The sequence below is a fragment of the Bacillus sp. FSL P4-0334 genome (assembly GCF_038004825.1).
Classification (GTDB): Bacteria; Bacillota; Bacilli; order Bacillales; family Bacillaceae; genus Bacillus; species Bacillus velezensis.
In genome coordinates, this window is the sequence record NZ_JBBORX010000001.1 from 3,251,358 (window position 1) to 3,268,252 (window position 16,895).

The 16,895-nt window shown below is 43.3% G+C and carries 16 protein-coding genes, 2 pseudogenes and 1 riboswitch; of the genes and pseudogenes, 7 read left to right on the forward strand and 11 right to left on the reverse strand.

Annotated elements, in window-relative coordinates; translation table 11 throughout:
- Positions 1-51: 51 nt before the first annotated feature.
- The 3 genes from proB to rtp form a co-directional block, all read right to left on the reverse strand.
- Entirely contained in the window at positions 52-1,170 is a 1,119-nt protein-coding gene (gene proB, locus NSQ37_RS16230) for a glutamate 5-kinase (RefSeq protein WP_046702310.1), read from the reverse strand.
- Positions 1,171-1,194: 24 nt separating this feature from the next.
- Positions 1,195-2,043, reverse strand: a complete 849-nt coding sequence (proC, locus tag NSQ37_RS16235) for a pyrroline-5-carboxylate reductase (RefSeq protein WP_007407345.1) — start codon at positions 2,041-2,043, stop codon at positions 1,195-1,197.
- A 176-nt stretch (positions 2,044-2,219) separates the two neighbouring features.
- The gene (gene rtp / locus NSQ37_RS16240) at positions 2,220-2,588 is read right to left on the reverse strand and encodes a replication termination protein (protein ID WP_003153833.1); all 369 of its coding nucleotides are present in this window, start codon (positions 2,586-2,588) and stop codon (positions 2,220-2,222) included.
- A 430-nt stretch (positions 2,589-3,018) separates the two neighbouring features.
- Between rtp and NSQ37_RS16245 the strand changes: the two genes are divergently transcribed.
- Positions 3,019-3,447, forward strand: a complete 429-nt coding sequence (locus NSQ37_RS16245; RefSeq protein WP_000640391.1) for a GNAT family N-acetyltransferase — start codon at positions 3,019-3,021, stop codon at positions 3,445-3,447.
- A 525-nt stretch (positions 3,448-3,972) separates the two neighbouring features.
- Here NSQ37_RS16245 and NSQ37_RS16250 read toward each other — a convergent pair.
- Positions 3,973-4,689 carry a 3-ketoacyl-ACP reductase gene (locus tag NSQ37_RS16250; protein WP_007407344.1) on the reverse strand — a complete coding sequence of 239 codons (717 nt, stop codon included), beginning with the start codon at positions 4,687-4,689 and terminating at the stop codon, positions 3,973-3,975.
- A gap of 129 nt (positions 4,690-4,818) precedes the next feature.
- Here NSQ37_RS16250 and NSQ37_RS16255 point away from each other — a divergent pair, with 129 nt between their 5' ends.
- Both NSQ37_RS16255 and NSQ37_RS16260 read left to right on the forward strand, forming a co-directional pair.
- Positions 4,819-5,124, forward strand: coding sequence for a hypothetical protein (locus NSQ37_RS16255; protein ID WP_012117722.1), 306 nt, complete (start codon positions 4,819-4,821; stop codon positions 5,122-5,124).
- A 65-nt stretch (positions 5,125-5,189) separates the two neighbouring features.
- Positions 5,190-5,951 carry a hypothetical protein gene (locus NSQ37_RS16260; RefSeq protein WP_007407342.1) on the forward strand — a complete coding sequence of 254 codons (762 nt, stop codon included), beginning with the start codon at positions 5,190-5,192 and terminating at the stop codon, positions 5,949-5,951.
- 31 nt (positions 5,952-5,982) lie between these two features.
- Here the strand turns inward: NSQ37_RS16260 and NSQ37_RS16265 are convergent, their stop codons facing one another.
- The 3 genes from NSQ37_RS16265 to NSQ37_RS16275 are packed head-to-tail and all read right to left on the reverse strand — an operon-like array spanning position 5,983 to position 9,753.
- A complete protein-coding gene (locus NSQ37_RS16265) occupies positions 5,983-7,230 on the reverse strand; it encodes an RbtT/DalT/CsbX family MFS transporter (protein WP_007407341.1) in 1,248 nt (415 codons plus the stop codon).
- A 47-nt stretch (positions 7,231-7,277) separates the two neighbouring features.
- The gene (locus tag NSQ37_RS16270) at positions 7,278-8,744 is read right to left on the reverse strand and encodes an FGGY-family carbohydrate kinase (RefSeq protein ID WP_047935793.1); all 1,467 of its coding nucleotides are present in this window, start codon (positions 8,742-8,744) and stop codon (positions 7,278-7,280) included.
- The gene (locus NSQ37_RS16275) at positions 8,737-9,753 is read right to left on the reverse strand and encodes a 2-hydroxyacid dehydrogenase (protein WP_341124175.1); all 1,017 of its coding nucleotides are present in this window, start codon (positions 9,751-9,753) and stop codon (positions 8,737-8,739) included. Before NSQ37_RS16275 ends, NSQ37_RS16270 begins: the two co-directional genes overlap by 8 nt.
- Before the next feature lie 121 nt (positions 9,754-9,874).
- Positions 9,875-9,967, reverse strand: a riboswitch (SAM riboswitch).
- Between the two features lie 147 nt (positions 9,968-10,114).
- Here NSQ37_RS16275 and NSQ37_RS16280 point away from each other — a divergent pair.
- Positions 10,115-12,178 (forward strand): molybdopterin oxidoreductase family protein, encoded by a 2,064-nt coding sequence (locus NSQ37_RS16280; protein WP_032869938.1) that lies wholly within the window; start codon positions 10,115-10,117, stop codon positions 12,176-12,178.
- A 141-nt stretch (positions 12,179-12,319) separates the two neighbouring features.
- Positions 12,320-12,546, forward strand: a pseudogene (locus tag NSQ37_RS16285) (hypothetical protein).
- A 43-nt stretch (positions 12,547-12,589) separates the two neighbouring features.
- On the opposite strand, the gene NSQ37_RS16290 reads toward NSQ37_RS16285, so the two are convergent.
- Entirely contained in the window at positions 12,590-12,814 is a 225-nt protein-coding gene (locus tag NSQ37_RS16290) for a hypothetical protein (RefSeq protein WP_015417608.1), read from the reverse strand.
- Positions 12,815-13,011: 197 nt separating this feature from the next.
- Between NSQ37_RS16290 and NSQ37_RS16295 the strand changes: the two genes are divergently transcribed.
- Positions 13,012-13,590, forward strand: coding sequence for a MarR family winged helix-turn-helix transcriptional regulator (locus NSQ37_RS16295; protein ID WP_032869940.1), 579 nt, complete (start codon positions 13,012-13,014; stop codon positions 13,588-13,590).
- Positions 13,583-13,864 carry a hypothetical protein gene (locus NSQ37_RS16300; RefSeq protein WP_061581688.1) on the forward strand — a complete coding sequence of 94 codons (282 nt, stop codon included), beginning with the start codon at positions 13,583-13,585 and terminating at the stop codon, positions 13,862-13,864. Before NSQ37_RS16295 ends, NSQ37_RS16300 begins: the two co-directional genes overlap by 8 nt.
- Positions 13,865-13,903: 39 nt before the next feature.
- On the opposite strand, the gene NSQ37_RS16305 is transcribed toward NSQ37_RS16300, so the two are convergent.
- The 3 genes and pseudogenes from NSQ37_RS16305 to csaA all read right to left on the reverse strand — a co-directional run bounded on the left by NSQ37_RS16305 (position 13,904) and on the right by csaA (position 16,843).
- A complete protein-coding gene (locus NSQ37_RS16305; RefSeq protein ID WP_061581687.1) occupies positions 13,904-14,362 on the reverse strand; it encodes an SMI1/KNR4 family protein in 459 nt (152 codons plus the stop codon).
- A 14-nt stretch (positions 14,363-14,376) separates the two neighbouring features.
- Positions 14,377-16,181: pseudogene (locus NSQ37_RS16310) on the reverse strand (T7SS effector LXG polymorphic toxin).
- 329 nt (positions 16,182-16,510) lie between these two features.
- Positions 16,511-16,843: a chaperone CsaA gene (gene csaA, locus NSQ37_RS16315; protein ID WP_025284843.1), complete on the reverse strand. Its 333-nt coding sequence runs from the start codon at positions 16,841-16,843 to the stop codon at positions 16,511-16,513.
- Between the last annotated feature and the right edge of the window lie 52 nt (positions 16,844-16,895).

Sequence of the window (16,895 nt, forward strand, 5' to 3'; positions counted from 1 at the left end):
CCGAGCTTCAAAACGAAGCCTCGGGCTTTTTCATATTTTTATAGATCTTTCTCAGCCGATCGGAATGGATAGTTCAACGTGGCAGACAAACGCTTCCGGATCAATGACTGATTGATCGGTCTGTTTGGGCGGCGTTTCTTTAAATGTCTTCAGCTGGGCTGAGGAATAGTTGACGATGCCGAGTCCGAGCTCTTCTCCCTGCTGATCAAGCAGCCTGACAACCGCTCCGCTGCTGAATCTGCCCTTAATCTGCTCGATGTCCTGCGGTGACAGCTCCATATTTCCGTTTGCGACATCGCGGCTGCTTTCTTTTTCCATCACAATTTCGCCTTCGGGGCCGGAATTAAATGCAAGCCATTGTTCTTTGTGGTTTAACGGCAGGGTTCCTTTCGCTTCAAAATAAGTTCCTTCAGCCGCCTCATCTACCGCTTGAAGCAGAATGTCCGGAATGTTAGCCTGCCCGAGAAAGCCTTTAATACCGGAGGCCATCACAATTTTAAAAGCATCCAGTTTCGAACGCATTCCGCCGGTTCCCATGTCACTCCCGGCATCTCCCGCGCTTGCTTCTATTTCCGGAGTGATGTCACTTACATGACGGATTCTTTTCGCTTTCGGGTTGCTGCGCGGATTATCATCATATAAACCGTCAATGTCTGATAAAATCACAAGCATGTCGGCATCAATTAAACCTGCCACCTTCGCTGCGAGTGTATCGTTATCTCCGAATTTCAGCCGGTTGACTGTGACCGTGTCATTTTCATTAATAATCGGAATAATGCCCCGTTCCAAAAGGACGTTCATCGTATTGCGCACATTATGGTAGCGGTATTCATCGGAAAAGTCGCTTCTTGTAATTAAAATTTGTGATGCGACATAACCGTGCGCTAAAAACAGCTTTGAATAAGCCTCCATTAATAATCCCTGCCCGATGGAAGCAGAAGCCTGTTTTTCAGGGAGGCTTTCCGGTTTCTGAATAAATCCGAGCTTCCGATAACCTGCCGCCACTGCGCCGGAAGATACTAAAATCACTTCATAGCCGCTGTCTTTCAGCTGTGCGATTTGATCCACCAATGCTTCCAGCTTTCTTCTGCTGATTTCCCCGTGCAGGCTCGTCAGTGAGCTGCTGCCGATTTTCACCGCGACTCTTTTGATCTTCGTCCGAGACGTCACTGTATCACTCCTGTTTTTTAACGATTATAGTGCTGCCGTTTTTTCAATTGTTTTGCTGATCTCAATAGAACGTTCGGTCGCGTGTTTAATGGCTTTGGCAATGGCTTCTCCGCCGCCTTCTGACCTGAGCGCATCGAGGCCGGCTTCCGTCGTGCCGTTTGGAGAGGTGATGTTTTCCCGAAGCACATCCGGTTTTTCACCCGTTTCCATCAGCATTTTAGCGGCGCCCAATAACGTTTGCGCGCCGATTTTGCGGGACAGCCGTTTGTCTAAGCCGGCTTCTTCACCTGCTTTTTCAATAAACTCCATTAAATAATAAAAGTACGCCGGTCCGCTGCCTGCGATGCCGGTGAAAATGTCCATCTGATCTTCCTTGATCACGTACACTTCCCCGAGGCATTCCAAAAGGGATACCGCGGTTTTTGCTGAACCGTAAGAGACATGGTCTCCGAAAGCCGCAGCTGTTGCCGATTCGCCGATCATGCTGGATGTGTTCGGCATCACTCTTACAACCGGCTGATTATCATGTAATGATTGTTGTATAAATGAGGTTGTTATGCCTGCCAGAACAGACAGGATGATTTGATGAGGTTGAATACGCCGTTTCAGCGCAGCCAGAGCGATTTCAGCATCCTTCGGTTTCATGGCTAAAATAAAGACATCAATGTCTTCGGTTTTCATGCTGTCAAAAGCAATGCCTTGAATACCGTATTGATGTTCCAATTCAGCGAGTCGCTCTGTATTGCGGCGGTTTGTCACGCAGATGTTTTGGTTGGGAATTTTTTTTGCGCGGACCATGCCTGATATCATTCCTTCAGCCATTGATCCTGCTCCGATAAAAGCAACTTTCTTTTGATCTAAGATCGGTAACATCTCCCTTGTTCGTATTTTGTTCGTATTTTTCACACGTTTTTTATGTTACCACTTCAGGAGTTGATGTCAAGTTTGAAGGTATTATTGATATGTATTGTTCCGAGCCTGCTATTATGTATAATGAATCACAGAACAAACCTTTTGAGCCCGGGAGGCCGGGGGCGTTCCGGCCGGATTTAAAAATTATCTGAAATGGCTTTTTCTATCAGCTTTTTGCAGCGGTCAAGCTCTGTCTTCAGCTGTTTTTTGTAAAGCTTCGCAGCCTCATAGTCTTTAAATTGATAGAGAACGACTTCCTGGAGTTTGGCTCCCTCTTTTTTCACTTTTACTTGCTTTAAAATCCCGTCATCCAAAAGTTCGTGAAGCGAACGGTACACCTCGGTATGGTTCGGCTTAAAACCGATGGGTTTAAATTCCGAACGCAGCACCTCGAGAAGCTTCAGTCCGTATAGCCGTTCCTGCTCTGTCATTGTAATCATGTAAAGCTTTAAAAAAGCTCTTTGTTTCACTAAAAAACCGGTTGAACTTCTTTTTTCTTCTTTCAATATGTGCACACCCTTTCCTCTAACAAATGATTCCATGTACTAAATATTCTCTATAGATGCCCTTTTCCCTTTTTATATGCTGTATCAGTTTTATTTGTATCTTGTTGTTTTTATGGATAGAGGGAAAAATTGAATAACTGAACATTTGGTACATAGTTTATTTAGTATAATTATAACCTGTTTGTGCCGATATTTCATTCTTCCGTTCAGGGGTAGTACCACATCACTATCAAGTTAAAAAACAAAATACCCTTAAAATGAAAAAATACTGTAAAGTAATAATAAAGATTTGATATTATAATCAAATTATCGAAATGTTTATTTGGAGGTTTTATTAATGAACATTTTAAGTTCGTGGTTATATAACATGAAAATCATAAAATACTTATTGGGAAGGAGTTGATAATTTAAAACTAAAGGAGAGATATTAATGATATATAGAAAAGCAAATCAGAAAGATTATGATACAATTTTGAATATATGGGAAGAGTCGGTTTTAGCTACTCATCATTTTTTAAGAGATACCGATAGAGAAGAGTTTAAAAAAGAAATACCCTCATATTTCCCACATCTTAATGTCCAGTTATGGTATGAGAAAGAAGATTTAATTGGCTTTTCTGCTATAAATAAACAACACTTAGAAATGTTATTCTTAAAACCTAATAAAATAGGTAAAGGATACGGTAAAGCTATTATTAATTCTTTAATTAAAGACTTTGATATTACAACAGTTGATGTAAATAAAGACAATAAGAGTGCAACTAAATTCTATATTAATAATGGCTTTTTTATAGTAAGTGAAACGGAAACAGATTCTTCTGGACGTCCATACCCTATACTAGAGCTAAAGTTAAAATAAGGTAAAGGTGAAAATCCTCCCTTACCTTTGATTTTTGCACTAAACTGCACGTTAGTCCAATAAGAATTAAATATTTGGCGGTGTACGCAGGTGAAAAAATTGCTATACATTGTGCCATCACCAAGTTAGATAGCTACTTAGAATTGTAGTGATTATAGTAAAAATAAAAAACAACAGGATAATCATAAATGTATGTTATCCAACTTTTTTTATATTATCGCAGGATTGAATGTTTATATTATTAATTGTAATTTCCAAAGTTCCCAAAGCGTCTTTTGGGAACTTTATTTGCTTAACGTTGTAAATCCGCATTTTTCTGACGCTACCCCAATTATAACTTATTTTAATCTTGATATTTCCTTATTTCGGGTTGTGACAGCTTCGCTGGTACTCCCCCGTTCACGGAAATTCAGAAGATGAATCTTTTGATCTATTAACACTCCCTTCAAAAGATAATCAGAAGCGCCGATGGACCGTTTCGAATGGAATAAAAAAGACCCGTCATGAAGACAGGTCCCCTTTTGTTTAAGGATTGGTTGACCACAAACCGGCAGTTTTGATGAAAATGCGCGGATGTAATTTCAATTGAGCAACCATATATTCTGCAAGATCCTCAGGCTGCATGACTTTTTCCGGATTGCCGTCTGTCAGATTTAATTCAATAGACATGTCGCTGGCAACCGTGCTCGGAGTCATTGCGCTGACACGGATATTGTGTTTTCTGACTTCCTGCATGAGAGATTCAGTCAGACCGAGAACGGCAAATTTAGAAGCGCTGTACGCACTTGTCGCCGCGGCGCCTCTTTGGCCCGCCGTAGAAGAAATATTAATGATATCTCCTGATTTTCTCTCAATCATTTCAGGAAGAACGGCGCGTGTCACGTGGTATACACCCATTACATTAACTTGAATGATGTCTTCCCACTCTTCAGGCGTAAGATCCAAAAATCCGCCGAATTTGCTGATTCCGGCATTGTTAATCAAGATGTCAATCTCACCGAGTTCTTCTTTAATAGAGGAGACGGCTTGTTCAACCTCTTTTTGGTTTTTTACATCGGCAGCAGCGAATGATGCCTTTACACCAAGGGCTTTCACTTCTTCCGCAACCTTTTCGACATTTGCTTCTGTGCGCCCGATTAAACCGATATTGACTCCTTCTTTGGCTAAAGCGATAGCGGCGGCGCGGCCGATTCCTCTGCCCGCACCCGTGATAAGAGCCGTTTTGTTTTGTAAACTTTCCACGTCTTTCACCCTTTCTGAATGTCCTTATGTACGATTTCACATTATAAGCAGAAAAAAAACAATTAGCAAATAAAATGATTCAACACGATCCGTAAAGGGTATCAACTGAAAAAAAGGAGTGAAAAGCAGATGATCATCATTTTGTATATCAGTGCTGCCGTTGCGGCTGCCGCATTAATTTATGCAGCCGTATCCGCCGTGCATTTTAAAAGAAACACAGCGCCTGATATAAAGAAGATTAACGCCGCGACAGCGTCCATGCAGACGGCCGTTGATGAAATCAAAACAGAAACCGATCTGTTATCGCAAAAGCAGAAAGAGCTGAAAGAAGATTTTCTCACTAAAAAAACAGCCGTGCAAACGACGGCGGCCGAAGTTAAAGGAACGCCTCACGTCCTGAAGATGCTCTGGAACGCCGGTAAAAGTGATGTATGAGCCTGCATGTCATCCGACGTTTTTGATGACACTAAGAGAAACCGGCGGATTCAAGGAGGCATAACATGATTTGCGATCGTGAGCGGCTTGCGCATTTTTTGCAGCAGCTTAAAGCACTATCTTCTTCGGGAGGGTTTACAAAATCGGATTTGCTGACTCCGGCTTTCCATTTAGCTAAGGACGGAGATCTGGATTTGTATTATTCGCCTCATAATGAATATATTAACCCTTATGCAGTCGTTGCCATTTCCGGAATCACACCCGGTTTTTTTCAAATGCAGCTGGCTTACAAAAAAGCGGCACAGCTTTTAAAAGATGGCGAAACTTTTGAAACGATAGCCTATGAAACAAAAAAAGCGGCCGGACTTTCCGGTTCAATGAGGCAGAACATCATCGAAATGCTTAATGAATGCGGTCTGCCGGCCGCGCTTCACGTTGAGGATTCATCCCGGTTATTTGATTCAAAACGGGAGCTGCTTCATACAACGTCCGTTATCAAACACCCTGTTTTTTATAAACAGAAAAACTATACGGGACATCGGCCGGCAATCAGCAGGTCAGCTCTTCTCAGCCGTTACGCGCTGACATGTTTTCCGGATGAAATAGAAATGATGAAAAAGGACATTCTGCTTATCCCTCTCGGCAAAGCAGCAGAATCAGCCTGCCGCATGCTGAAGAAGAACGGCAGAATGGGTCATGCGGTCATTCTGGAAGGCTTCCCGCATCCGTCCGGAGCAAACGGACATCGTTTCAAACAATTTCACGAAAACAAACAATCGTTACGTGAACAAATTCAGCGCTTTGCCGGGTTTCTTCAGCAGCTGTAAAAAAACGCCCCGAATTTTCGGGGCGCTGCTGTTAAGAAGCGTATTCAGGCAATGCTTTATTGTGTTTTGCCGTTTTCTCTTCAGGTATTTTGATTTGATTTGTCAAGATTGCACTTACGAAATAGAGCGCTGCGAAAATCCATACAACGCCTTGTGCGCCGACAAGTCCGATGAACGCCCAGGCAAGCGCGGGGCCGACAAATGCCGACAGGCCCGCAGCCAGATTTAACACAGACATGGCAGCACCTTTATCGCTGCCGGCCGCCGTCGGCACGATAGCCCCGATCGGAACGAACCCGGCGAGGAGCCCTCCCCATATAAAACCGACAATGCTGACGAAAAGCAAGTTCCCATGTGATACAACAGGAGCATAATATAATAAAAGAGTAAAAATGCCGCAGCCCACTCCCCCGAACCACATGACAGTCTTTTTCCAGCCGAAGGCATCGCCGACTGCGCCGAAGATCAAGTTAAAGACGATATTTCCGAGAAAGATCGTTCCCCAAATTTGAAGCCATACATTTGTAGAAATGCCGTGCTGCGCCATATGCATCGGAAGAAATACCGGAAATCCGTATGTACCGATGCTGTTAATGATCCGAATGATCCCCCCAGAGAGCACGCGCGGATTTTCAGCAAGGATGGTGATTCCCTTCATTAATTCCTGCGCCTTTTCCCGCTTATCTGCCTTTTTCTTTTCAAAGCGGTCCCTATTTAAAATCAAAGCAAAAAACGCGCCGAGGCAGACCCAGAAAATTGAACTCCACAGTGTATTCAAATAGCCGAAGGATTTGATGGCCCAGCTTGAATACCAAGCACCGAATACAAACATCCCGCAGCAATATGCAATCCAGAACCAGCCGACCGCCGTACTGAGCCTGTTTTTCGGCGACCGGTAAATCACCCATGTCAAAAAAGAATAGGCAAACAGCGGATAACCCAGCCCTTTAATAAAATACGTGACATACATCACCGGCAAATTAAGATTTTCAAATCCGTATGCGATAAATGCGGCTGTTCCGATAACGTAAAACAACAGCCCCATAAACATCGTCCGCTTTGCGCCGAAGGCTTCGAGGCAGACCCCTGAAAACCAAGACGCCACAGCGAGAGAAATACCGTAAACTGTAAACAGGGATGCTGATTGCTGTACCGTCAAGCCGTTTTCAACTAAAAACGGGCTGAGCCAGCCTTGTTCAAGGCCGTCCCCCATCATAAACAGCACGACTCCCAAAAATCCCCATGCGAGCTGTTTTGGAATTCCTATTTTATTAAGCATTTTTGTTCCTCCTCAGCAATCTTTCATGTTGTCATCTCATCCCCAAGTCAGGCTTTCACCGCCGGCTGAAAATGAGTAAATAATTTTTGCGTATGTTTCCATTCTTCATATAGGAAGAGATCCGTCTGATCCGCTTCCGGCTCAATTACCTTTGTGCGGCTCGAAAGCTCTGCTTTCACACCGAGAGCTTCGTTGCAAATCATCGCCGCTCCCATTGCGGATGCCTGGCTGAACCCCTCTCTCTTATAGATTTTCTTTTGGAGAAGGTTAGCAAGAAACTGCGTCAAAGCATCACTTTGGAAACCGCCGCCGCACACCTTCACATCATCTTGTGAAAAGGAAGCCACCTCTATTAACGCCTCATAGTTCCATTTGATTGAAAAAGCGATTTCCAGCAGTGCGGCTTTGACAAAATGGGCTCTGCTTAAGTTTTGGGACAGCGGAGCGTCAAAAATAAATCCGCCTTTTGCCAGTGCGTTTTTCTCAGGCGATAAATAGGAGCCTAACGCAGAAATACAAGCATGATCATGTTTCGGCAGACTTGCGATTTCCCGTTCCATAACGCCGTAGGATTCATTCGGATAAAAAATGGATTTTAATTTTTGATAATTGAGTCCTGTTACACCCGGATTCGTTTCAAGAAGCCATTGACCTTCTTCTGTATGGCAATTCAGCCATGCATTCGTTAAACTTTCGGTTCCGGTCTCCGCTGTTATCTTTGTAATCGGCGTCGTCGTGCCGGATACGATGACGATATCTCCCGGCTTTGCATCTGCACTTTTGATGGCAAGCTGTGTGTCTCCCCCGCCTGCAATCACAGGCACTCTTTCAGATAGACCGAGAACCGCCGCTTTCTTAAACGTTAACATTCCGACAACCGTCCCAGATCGGACGAGTGAAGGAAGAATGGCAGAAGGCACACCGAAGATGTTGCATAATTTCTCTGACCACGCCTTTTTCCTTACGTCAAACAGCAGTGTTTCAGCAGCCTGTGACGGTTCATAGCTTAAAATACCGCTCAGCTCAAATGTCACCCAGTCACTGATGCTTGTGATGTACTTCACTTCTTTCCATAAAGACGGCTGTCTAGCTTTTAATCCGACAAGTTTCATGGCGGAAAATAAAGCGCTCGGAAGACGTCCGGTTTGCTGATGCACTTCTTCTTTTGTCTCAATCCCGTCTTCCCATTCACGGCCTCTGTTATCAATGTTGGGCAGACCGAGAAATGCCTTTTTACCTTTATTGATCAGAACAATTCCCTGCCTCTGGCTTGTGGAGGTGATTCCGATTAATGTAATATGTGGGCTTTTGGCAATAACCTTCCTTGCCATAGCGCTGATTTGCGTCCATAATCTTTCCGGTGAGAAATATCGTCCGTCCGGATAAAGCGGATCCGTCACATATTCAATGTCTTCCCTTTCAAGCGCGGTCACTTCGCCGCCGGCAGTCACGACCGCGACTCGCGCATTCCCCGTCCCGATGTCAAATACAAGGTAGCCTTTTTGTTCAGCCATTACAGCCTCCTCCTTCCGTTTCAAGTTCTCTTTTGTTATAAAGTTCACGTATTGAGCAGGTTTGATCTTGTTTCCATTTGAAAAGCGCTTCATTTAAAATCTTCACATGATGATCTTCCACTTCAAATGTTGCGCCCGCTAAATGGGGAATCGCTAATACATTAGGCAAAGAGATCAATTCATAATCAGAAGATTCTGGCGGTTCGTGATAAAACACGTCAAGGATCGCTCCCTTAATCCGCCGTTCTTTCAGCACCCGCAGCAGCTCTTCCCTGTCTGTAACCACCGCTCTTGACGTATTGACAAAAACAGCTTCCTGTTTCATCAATTGAAAGTGCCGGGCGCCGATAAGGCCGATGGTTTCTTCTGTACGCGGCAAGTGAACGGAAACAATATCACTTTCAGAAAATACCCGTTCAATCGTCGTTTTTTCATACTCCCGGTTTTCATGATGGACAAATGGATCATAGTAAAGCACCTTGCAGTCAAAAGCGGCCAATAGCCGGGCGATTCTCTGTCCGACGGCTCCGAAACCGATAAGGCCGACTGTTTTCCCCGTCAGCTCATTTCCTCTGAATTTGACGTAAGCCTGCAAATAATCACCATTCCACTTCCCGTCTTTCAGCCACTGATGGGAAGAATACGTATGACGCAAAAATGAAATCACATTTCCGATAAACATTTCAGCAACAGCCTGGGCATTGCGGGCCGGTGTAAAGAAAACGGGGATTTTTCTTTTAGTCGCCGCCGCAATATTCACGTTAGACGGCATTCCTCTGCAGACACCGATAAAAGCGGAATCAGGCAATATGTCAATAACACGCTCAGACACCTCATCAAGTTCAGTGATAAGCCCCGACGCGTTTGTCTCTTGAATCATTCGGATCAATTCATCTTCCCGATAGGCCCGGCCGTGCTTCTTCCACGGCCGGTGCACAGTCCGGCCGAACAGCTCAGTCAGCTCCTTCAGCCCCTCGTCGTGATATGGTGCGGTAATTAAAACCGTCATGGTGCAAAACATCCTTTTCACATAAATTTTGTCATAAAAAAATCTCTTTCCCCAAAGAAGGAAAGAGATTCATATACCGTCTTTATGCGCTTGAAGCGCACAAATATGTATAGATCATTCTTTCCTATCTTTCAAGCATACGCTTGCTGGAATTGGCACAATAAATGTTGCCGAGGTTTCGTAGGGCCAGTCCCTCCACCTCTCTGGATAGAAAATAAAATGATGAAATTGTCAGGCTGTTTAAAAGAATAAACTCATCATAGAAAAGTCTTTCCGTGATGTCAACACTTTTTTTCTGAATTGACGTTCGATTTTGAAATGTTATAATGCTTACAATATAAACAAAGAGGAGAAATGGGCTATGAATTCTGCTGCAACACAGCCGAACGGGGTCTTTAAGTCGGTATGCTCACTAGACTGTCCCGATCAATGCGGCTTGCTTGTGACAAAAAAAGACGGAAAAATCGTTAACATTCAGGGAGACCCCGATCACCCGGTCACATCAGGGAATATTTGCAACAAAGTCAGACACATGGCTGAGCGCATTTATGATGAAAAGCGCGTAACCGTTCCGTTAAAACGGATCGGTAAAAAAGGTGAAGCCGCGTTTGCGCCTATTTCCTGGGAGGAAGCGATCAATACGATCAGTGCGCGCTGGAAAGAGCTTATTGCCGAAGAAGGAGCGGAAAGCATTCTTCCGTACAGCTTTTACGGCAATATGGGAAAACTGGCGGCAGAGGGAATGGACCGCCGTTTTTTCCATCGTCTCGGAGCGAGTCATCTCGAACGGACGATCTGCAGCAAAGCCGGTTCTGAAGGCTATAACTATACAATGGGAGAAGGAGCGGGTACTGATCCGGAGGAGACCATACATGCAAAGCTCTTTATTTTTTGGGGGATCAATGCCGTCAGCACGAATATGCACCAAGTCATGATTGCTCAAAAAGCCCGGAAAAAAGGGGCTAAAATTGTCGTTATCGATGTACATAAGAACCAAACCGGCCGGCTTGCCGATTGGTTTATTCCCATTCGCCCCGGCACAGATGCCGCACTCGCCCTCGGTATCATGCATGTCTTATTCGACGAAAACCTTCACGATGAAGCATTTCTCACAGAATACACCGAAGGCAGTGACGAATTAAAAGCGCATGTTAAACACTATGATCCGGAAACGGTTTCTGCTATTACAGGCGTTAAAGCCGACGATATCAGACGCCTTGCGAGAATGTACGGGGAAACCTCCCCTTCCCTTATCAGGATCGGAAACGGCATTCAGCACCATGACAATGGCGGAATGATCGTCCGCACCGTTGCCTGCCTTCCGGCTGTTACAGGACAGTGGCTCAACACCGGAGGAGGCGCAATCAAGCACAACAGCGCGGTATTAAACTATAACAGACAAGCGCTCCAGCGGCCTGATCTGCTTTACGGCAGGAAGCCACGATCATTTAATATGAACAGGCTCGGAAGCGTTCTTTTAGAAACAAAACCGCCCGTGCGCTCCCTGTTTATTTACGGTACGAATCCCGCAGTGGTTGCGCCGGAAGCGAATAAAGTCAGAAAAGGCCTGCTGCGGGAGGATTTATTTACAGTCGTTCACGATCTGTTTTTAACGGAAACCGCCAAATACGCGGATATCGTGCTCCCTGCTGCATCCGCTTTGGAAAACACGGATTTTTACACGTCTTACTGGCATCATTTTATTCAGCTGCAAAAACCGGTGATCGAACCCTGCGGGGACAGCAAATCGAATACGGAAGTGTTCCGTTTGCTTGCCGGAGCAATGGGATTTACCGAGCAGGAGCTTCAGGATACCGATGAAGAATTGATCAGACAGGCGCTGGACTTTCCCGACAATCCGTATATCGAGGATATTGATTACGAAGCGCTCTCACGCCATTCCTTCATGAAAGCCAAACGGAAAAAACCGCTTTTTCCGGGAAAGCTCAAAACACCGAGCGGAAAAATTGAATTATATTCGGAAAAGATGAAACAGGACGGTTATCCGGCGCTGCCGACACACATCCCTCTTGAGAGAGATGACGATTTTCCGCTTTTATTTGTCCCGGGACCGAATCATAATTTTTTAAATTCGACATTTTCGAATAACGAAAAACACGTAAAACTGGAAAAAGCGCCAAAGCTTTTTATTCATACAGAAGATGCTGTACGCCGGAACATAGAAGACGGGGAAACCGTTAGAGTTTGGAATCACCGCGGAGAGTGTGAATTGACAGTTTCGGTCGGCGAACAGGTGCTTCCCGGCGTTGCAGTCAGCCAAGGTCTTTGGGCCGATATGGATGATAAAAAACAGCTCGTCAATTCGCTCACGCCCGATCGGCTGGCGGATATGGGCGGAGGCGCTGTTTTCTTCTCCGGAAAGGTGCAGGTGGAAAAGCTCAGCAATCAAAACCGTCCGCAATAAACGCCGGGCGGTTTTGATGAAGGCTGAATCCTTTCAGCCGGCTTCACCGTATAAAAAGTGATAACGTTTATTGGAGGTTTGCTGTATGGATATCATACCGGCATCGGAATCGCTTTAGCCGGATATTTCATAGGAGACGGATTGAAAAATTTTAAATCACCTGATCCTCATGAACACACTGACCACATTCTCATTAAAGAAAAAGATTTACACTTCTATATTGGTATTATTTCGGAGTTACCAAGGAAGAAGCGAAACAAATCGTGCCCGACACCTCCGACATTCCGCATATCACGAGAAACGGAAAGCGGTATGTACAGAAAACTGCATTAAGAGAATGGCTGACTTCCATGCTGGAAAAAGAATAACAGCTGCCATGAAAAGCGGGAAGAGTTTTTCTCTTCCCGTTTATTAAGATTCGCCGCCCTGCCTCTCTTCAACCCCAAACATACGACAGATATCATTCTTACGTAACGAAACATCCCCTTCTTTAGATTTCAAATAAAACCCTTTCTTATATAACCGTATGACTTCCTCATATGTAAGCTCATGACGAAGGAGCGCCATTAAACGCCCGTCTTTTTCATCTTGTTTATTGAACCATTCATACTGTTCTGACCAGTTCACTTTCTGCATGTCAAACACCTTCTCACTTTGGATTAATGCCTTTTCGCATTCTTTTACTTATTACCCCTTCTGTAAACACTCCGACTGCCTGTGACATTTTTGAAAACAGCCGTAACCCCTCCAATTAGTCACCATGTTGACTTGTTCCCCATTTCGTTGTATATTATAATTGTCAACATGGTGACAATTAAGATAGGAGATACCTTATGGATATTAATTTATTAATGAAGGAACTGCATGTTATGCAACAAAGTTACGCATCATTATTTTCGGTTGTCAATAAAGTGCAGGCTCGGGGGGACGAATACTTAGAAATGTTGACTTCCCGACAGCACATGACTCTTATTGCTATTGCCCATTTACCGACGGAAGATACCACACTTATGAATATCGCTAAAAAGCTGGGCACAACAAAACAAACCGCTAACAAATTAATTTCAAGCCTCGCGAAAAAAGGATATGTTCACACTGTGCCAAGCAAACTGGATAAACGTGCAATCAATATTGAGATTACCGCTGAAGGAAAAAAAGCGTTAATTTCCTGTTCAGAAAAATCCACCTATTTTTTAGCGGATATGTTTCATGACTTCACAACTGATGAAATTGAAACATTCTGGAGGCTATTGCAAAAACTTTATCGTTTTGATGGTGAAGAACAGGATGGTTTTGAAGAAAAAGCACATTTGAAAGTTGAAGATCAGGCACAATTCATCTCAGATGACTATGAAGAAAAAATCATGGCTGAATTTTCAAAACGGCGATATGGGAGTGCAGACGATGAATAATATGCTTTATCGAAAAGTAAAAGAAACAGAGGATAAAATGAAGGAAAAATGCTATGAGCTGAAAGATAAAATTGATCAATTTATTTCTCATACTAAATACAAAATTCATTGCAACCGTAAACTGGACCGAGCCGGCAATTATATATCAATTGCCATTGGACTCTTTATCCTAACTGCCTCATGGCTGACCGCAACACAATGGCTGCTTTGGATAGGCGCGGCGAGTATTTTGAGTAATGCCTGCTTGCTCATTATAAAGCCTGTTAAAAATTGAAAATCTGAAAAAAGCTCTCTAAAAGAGAGCTTTCTTTTATTAATCGTCCCAGTCTTCATCTTCTTCCCAGTCATCTTTCGCTTCCTGAATCTTATTATAAAAAAATTCGATAAAGCTTTCTGCAACGATATCTTGATAGCCAATTATCCTATCCCATTCCACTACAGGGCATTCTCCGTCTTTCATTTTATTCGTATCTAGACAGTAAGCAAAGAAATCAACATCTTCTATGACAACAAGACCATCAGCAAGTCCATAATGTTGTTTATATTCTTTAGTTTTATCTGCAACTGACGCATGATCGAAGTTATAGCCTAAAACTAAAACCCCAAATAAACCACCAGCACCGTATTTTTCTAAGAACCATTTATAGCTAATAGGAAGTTCGCATTGGAGGATTTCTTCAATGCGAGTTATGTTTTCATGGCTTGCACCCTCTGTGAATATAGCATTTTGCTTGTTTTCATTAATAAAGTTTTCAACCTTTGAATAAATCATTTAATTTAAACACCTCAATTCTCATTCTCAAATTGTTTCGCTCTCCACTTCCAATATCTCTTTCGAAAGCTTTCATATTGTGCTTTTAAAACCTTATCATTTCTAAAACTTTCACCATCAGTCTTAAGCTTATGAATAACATCACTATATTTTGTATGTAAACTGTGTGGGATTTCAAGCATTGGGCCAGGTTCTTCTTGAATCAAGTGATGTAAATTAATCTGTGTGCCATCTTTTGCATAAGGAGCATTACCGTTTTTCATAAGCTGAAGATTTGTTACGCCAAATTCTGTTTTTTGGTTCATATCAATATCTTTCATAGTATACACTCTGCGGCTTATGTCTTTAACTTTTCCCTTTGCTTTTACCTTGCCCTTAACCTCAAAGGCACCATACTTTTCTTTATTTAAAACCAAGGAAGGTTTATTTCTTGACCAGTAAACGGCTTTCTCGTTCCATCCGGGATTTTCTTTGCATAGGTCAAAAGTTCATTTTTAAGGTTTTGGCTGTCAACCACATTGTATGGTACGTCACCCGCCAGAGCAAGATCATACTTAGAGTTATAAGGAAGCAAATCTGCAATCTTAACGTCTTTAATTTTCTTCCCTGCCTGTCCTGCCTTGTTTATGACCTTCCCCGCCGCATCAGCTTTGTTAACAGCTCCTGCGCCTTTCGTTCCGACGACAGCCACAGCTGCTGAACCAATTGCATATGTCACCCATCTTGATCTGGAGTAAGCATCTCCATTTACCATATCCTTTTGATACGATTCCTCGATTGCTGCTGAAACAGCATCATATGTTTTAACAGGATGAAGTACTGCATTCCCCAGTGCTGACAAGGTTTCTCCCGGATCGGTTATGAAGTCCCATAGACCGGTTACCGTGTCTTTCCCGACATCATATAAACCAACGCCGGCTCCTTTTAATATATTCCAAGTCACTTCTCCGGCTTCTTCCAGCTGTTTTGCTTGTTCAAGCTGAATGACATATTGCTGCTGGGAAGGTTCAAGGGTTTCATAGCCGATCTTCTTCGCAATTTCTAAATATTCATCTGGATCGGTCACACCGTCGGCGAGTTTTTTCTTCAGATCCTTGATTTCCCGCTCTTTCGCTTCTTCCTTTTTAAACGTTAAATATGTGTCTGAGTGTCTTGCAATCTCGTCTTTTTTCTTATGTATGTCGCTTTCTCGGTATGCCTTGGCGTTATAGTGAAGCGGAGTGGCGTTTTTCCCTTTACCCGTTGCATTTTGAAGCTGCTGAAAATCTGCCTGAATGAAATGTTCGTTTGCCTCGGTTTCTGCGTATTCTTTCGTTAGATCATGATCAAGCTTTCCGAGCTTATGTATGGTCTCATCCCGTTTTTTATCTGCTGAATCCAGCTTTTGATCGACATCCTCTGTCGAGAAAACATCAAGATGAATGATATCACTTATCTCATTAAGAATATCCCTCATTTCATTCCGCTGCTCTTGCATGATGGCTTTTGATTTATTCTTCGCATGAATCAACTCATGTTCTAAAAATGACTCTTCCACAAACGAATCGGCTAATCCGGCATCAGCTACTTTTCCTGAAATACTGTTAAGAAAAGCAATCTTCATATCGATCAGATCAAGCCAGCTGTCTGTGACACCAGCGTGATCTTGGAAGAATGCTTTGATGTTATCAGCGCCTTTGCCTGAAAACCCACTGTCATCTAAATCAGCCATTCCTTGAAATGCTTTTCTGAGATTAATAAATTGTTCTCTAATCTGATCGTATTCTTTTGCTCGCTTTTCTGCGGCTGAAATGAACGAGGCTGCTTCAAATACTTTCATTTACGTCTCCTTCCCGCTTCTTTATTCCTAAATTTTACCACAGGATATAAGATTAGATGAATCTCTTGCATTTGTCGAACTGCTTTATTCAAGATCATAAAATTTCAAACAAAACCTTACACGAAAGATCGGGGATCGGCAAAACAAAGCCAGATATAACATATATTAAAAAATCTCTTGCATTTCCGCACCCGCCATGCTATATTGATATAGCGATGAGCTGAATTGTGTAAGTCGATGCACATGCCCTTGCGGCACACACGAATGTGGCGTGTGGTGTATCGCCTCAATACGCAAAAGACGTTTGCTTCTGCAAACGTCTTTTTTTATTATCCGATTTTCGTTCCGTTCGGTACTGTCTGCTCTGGCGTAAGCAGGACAACGTCTCCTTTTTCCGGGATGCCGCCGAGAACGAGAACTTCTGACTTAAATCCGGCGATCCGCCGCGGCAAAAAGTTGACAATAGCTGTAACCTGTCTGCCCGTCAGATCACCCGGTTCGTACCGTTTTGTAATCTGGGCGCTTGATTGTTTCATGCCGATCTCTTCGCCGAAATCTATTGTCATCTTAATGGCCGGCACCTTTGCTTCCGGGAATACTTCCGCTTTTACGACCGTTCCTATTCTGAGATCAAGCTTGATAAAATCTTCGATGACTGCCATATCAAAAACTCCTTTTTTACAATCATGATATCAAAAAAAGACGTAGTTTATT

Excerpts from the sequence above, each read along its gene's own strand:
- proC (WP_007407345.1), bottom strand. The coding sequence starts at position 2,043 with ATGTTACCGATCTTAGATCAAAAGAAAGTTGCTTTTATCGGAGCAGGA.
- NSQ37_RS16245 (WP_000640391.1), top strand. The coding sequence starts at position 3,019 with ATGATATATAGAAAAGCAAATCAGAAAGATTATGATACAATTTTGAAT.
- NSQ37_RS16255 (WP_012117722.1), top strand. The coding sequence starts at position 4,819 with ATGATCATCATTTTGTATATCAGTGCTGCCGTTGCGGCTGCCGCATTA.
- NSQ37_RS16260 (WP_007407342.1), top strand. The coding sequence starts at position 5,190 with ATGATTTGCGATCGTGAGCGGCTTGCGCATTTTTTGCAGCAGCTTAAA.
- NSQ37_RS16265 (WP_007407341.1), bottom strand. The coding sequence starts at position 7,230 with ATGCTTAATAAAATAGGAATTCCAAAACAGCTCGCATGGGGATTTTTG.
- NSQ37_RS16270 (WP_047935793.1), bottom strand. The coding sequence starts at position 8,744 with ATGGCTGAACAAAAAGGCTACCTTGTATTTGACATCGGGACGGGGAAT.
- NSQ37_RS16275 (WP_341124175.1), bottom strand. The coding sequence starts at position 9,753 with ATGACGGTTTTAATTACCGCACCATATCACGACGAGGGGCTGAAGGAG.
- NSQ37_RS16280 (WP_032869938.1), top strand. The coding sequence starts at position 10,115 with ATGAATTCTGCTGCAACACAGCCGAACGGGGTCTTTAAGTCGGTATGC.
- NSQ37_RS16290 (WP_015417608.1), bottom strand. The coding sequence starts at position 12,814 with ATGCAGAAAGTGAACTGGTCAGAACAGTATGAATGGTTCAATAAACAA.
- NSQ37_RS16295 (WP_032869940.1), top strand. The coding sequence starts at position 13,012 with ATGGATATTAATTTATTAATGAAGGAACTGCATGTTATGCAACAAAGT.
- NSQ37_RS16300 (WP_061581688.1), top strand. The coding sequence starts at position 13,583 with ATGAATAATATGCTTTATCGAAAAGTAAAAGAAACAGAGGATAAAATG.
- NSQ37_RS16305 (WP_061581687.1), bottom strand. The coding sequence starts at position 14,362 with ATGATTTATTCAAAGGTTGAAAACTTTATTAATGAAAACAAGCAAAAT.
- csaA (WP_025284843.1), bottom strand. The coding sequence starts at position 16,843 with ATGGCAGTCATCGAAGATTTTATCAAGCTTGATCTCAGAATAGGAACG.